Here is a 3180-nt window from a genome sequence, read left to right on the forward strand (position 1 = left end):
GCTGGTAGGGGACGCCGTCGTGGTCGGGGAAGACCGTGCGCAGACTCTCGTGCCGGTCGGCCACGTCACCCAGCGCCAACTCCAGAGCCGCCACATCCAACGCACCCGAGATCCGCAGCGCCAACGGCAGGTTGTACGCCGCCGACGCCCCCGGCACCGCCTCCTCCATCCGGTTCAAGAACCACATCCGCTGCTGCGCGAACGACAACGGCACCACATCCGGCCGCACCCACGGCCGCAACACCACACGCCCCCCACCGGAGCCATGACCACCCTCGATCAACCCCGCCAACCCCGCCACCGTCGGCGCACCGAACAACTCCCCGATCCCCACCTCCACATCGAGCACCGCCCGCACCCGCGCGATCAGCCGCATCGCGAGCAGCGAATCCCCGCCCAGGTCGAAGAACCCGTCGTCGGCGCCCACCCACTCCAGGCCGAGCACCTCGCCGAACAGACCGCACAGGATCTCCTCGGTCTGCGTACGCGGCTCCCGGCCCGAGGCGCGGGCGGTGAAGTCCGGCGCGGGCAACGCGGCGCGGTCCAGCTTGCCGTTCACCGTGAGCGGCAGCGCGTCCAGGACGACCACCGCCGCCGGGACCATGTGCTCCGGAAGGCGCAGGGCGGCTTCGGCTCGGACCTTCCGGGGGTCGAGCTCGTGCCGCGCCTCGGGGACGACGTAGGCGACCAGGCGCCGGTCGCCCGGGCGGTCCTCGCGTACGACCACGACGGCCCGCCGGACCCCAGGGCGGGCGGACAGCGCCGCCTCCACCTCGCCGGGTTCCACCCGGAAGCCGCGGATCTTCACCTGTTCGTCCGAGCGTCCGGCGAACAGCAGCTGGCCGTCGGCCGTCCAGCGGACCAGGTCACCGGTGCGGTACATCCGCCCGCCCGCGCCGAACGGGCACGCGACGAACCGCTCCGCCGTCAGCCCGGGCCGCCCCACGTAGCCGCGCGCCACACCGGGGCCCGCGATGTACGCCTCGCCCACCACACCCGGGGCCACCGGGCGCAGGCGGGAGTCGAGGACGTAGATCCGCACGTTCCCGAGGGGGCGCCCGATGGGCGGCGGCTCGTCGCTCGCCGTGGTCCCGGCGGCGACCGGCCCGGCCGTGGCCATCACCGTCGCCTCGGTGGGCCCGTAGGTGTTCCACACCCGCGCGCGCGGTGTCCACCGGCTCGCGAGGTCCGCGGTCAGCAACTCCGCGCCGAGGACCCAGTTGGTCACGCCGGGCACGGACGCCGGGTCGAGCACGCTCAGCAGGGACGGCACGACGCTCGCCGTACTCACCCCGGACGCGGCGATCATCCGCGCCAGGGCCGCGGGTTCGGCCCGTTCCGTGGCCGAGGCGATGGCGAGGGTGCCGCCCGCGGCCAGCGTCACCGCCACGTCGAGCACCGCCGCGTCGAAGCTGAACGAAGCGAACTGGAGCACGGTCACGCCCTCGGCCACGCCCAGCGCCGGCCGCATGACCTCGGCGAGGTTCGCCACGCCGCCATGTGCCACGGCCACGCCCTTGGGTCGCCCCGTCGACCCGGAGGTGTAGATCACATAGGCGAGCTGATCGGGCAGCGCGCTCGTGCCGAGGGGTTCGGGGGACGCCGCCGCCCACGCGGCCGGGGTCTCCGCGTCGTCCAGCACCACGAACCGCGTCGCCCCGGCCTCCGCGGTGTCCCGCGCCACGGACTTCGCTGCCGCCGCCTCCCCGGTGTCCGGCACCACCGCCGACGCCCCCACCCGTAGCCCGCTCAGGGTGGCGGCCGTGCCGAGAACCACCCGGGCGCCGCTGTCGGCCACCATGAACGCCAGCCGGTCCGCCGGGTACTCCGGGTCGAGCGGGACGAACGCGCCGCCCGCCTTCCACACCGCGAGCTCGCCCACGACCATGTCGACGCCCCGGGGCAGGCACAGGCCCACCCGGTCCTCGCGGCGGACGCCGAGCCCCCGCAAGTGCCGGGCGAGGCGGTTCGCGCGCGCCTCAAGCTCCCCGTACGACACCGCGTCGGCGCCGCACCGCACCGCCACCGCGTCGGGCGACCTGCGCGCCCGTTCCGCGCACAGTTCCGGCACCGACGCGCCGCCCGCGCTGACGGCCGCCGTTTCGTGCCAGCGCTCCACCACCCGGGCCCGCTCGTCGGCGGTCAGGACGTCCACGTCACTGAGGCGAATCCCCGGGTCGGCGGCGACCTGATCCAGGACGCGCACCAGACGCCGCGCCAGCGCGCCTGCGGTGTCCTCGTCGAACAGGTCGGCGGCCAGGAGTACGTCACCGTCGAGTCCGGCGGGCGCGCCCCGCTCGTCACGCCGCTCGGTGAGAGTCACCGCGAGGTCGAACCGTGCGGCCGGTGCGACCATCGGCAGCGCCCGCACCCGCGTGCCCCGCAGCCTCCACTCCGGTTCGGGCACGTTCTGCAAGGCCAGCATGACCTGGAACAGCGGGGTGCGGGACAGGGACCGCGAGGGATTCAGCTCCTCCACCAGCCGCTCGAAGGGCACGTCCTGATGCGCGTACGCCGCGAGGTCGGCCCCCCGCACCCGCTCCAGCAACTCCGCGAAGGTCGGATCACCACTCAAGTCCGTCCGCAGGACCAGCGTGTTCACGAAGAAGCCCGCCAGCCCCTCCAACGCCGCCTCACCCCGCCCGGCGACCGGCGTCCCCAACGGAACGTCCTCCCCCGCCCCCAACTTCGCCAGCAGCACACCCACCGCCGCGTGCACGACCATGAACATCGTCGCCCGCCCACGCCCCGCCAACTCCACCAGCCCCGCATGCGTCCCCGCACCCGCAACCACCGGAACCATCCGCCCCGCAAAACTCGGCACAGCAGGCCGAGCCCGATCCACAGGCAGAGCGATCTCCTGCGGCAGATCCGCCAACGCCTCCCGCCAGAACGCGAGTTGACGGCTGCTCACACTCTCCGGGTCCTCCAGCTCACCCAGCACCGCACGCTGCCACAACGCGTAATCCGCGTACTGCACCGCCAACGGACCCCACCCCGGCACACGCCCCTCACAACGCGCCGCATACGCCGCCTCCAGATCCCGCGCCAGCACCCCCATCGACCAACCGTCCACCGCCACGTGATGCGCCACCACCGACAACACGAACTCACCCGGACCGACCACCAACAACCGCACCCGCCACGGCCGATCCACCCGCAGGTCGAACCCCTCGCCCA

Annotated in this window: 1 protein-coding gene; it reads right to left on the reverse strand. The window is 73.9% G+C overall.

What is annotated here, in order from left to right:
- The coding region (locus DCW30_RS02810; RefSeq protein WP_338400580.1) for a non-ribosomal peptide synthetase at positions 1–3157 on the reverse strand (3157 nt) is incomplete at its 3' end.
- Between the last annotated feature and the right edge of the window lie 23 nt (positions 3158–3180).

The organism is Streptomyces alfalfae (assembly GCF_004127445.1).
In the GTDB taxonomy this organism is placed as follows: Bacteria; Actinomycetota; Actinomycetes; order Streptomycetales; family Streptomycetaceae; genus Streptomyces; species Streptomyces alfalfae.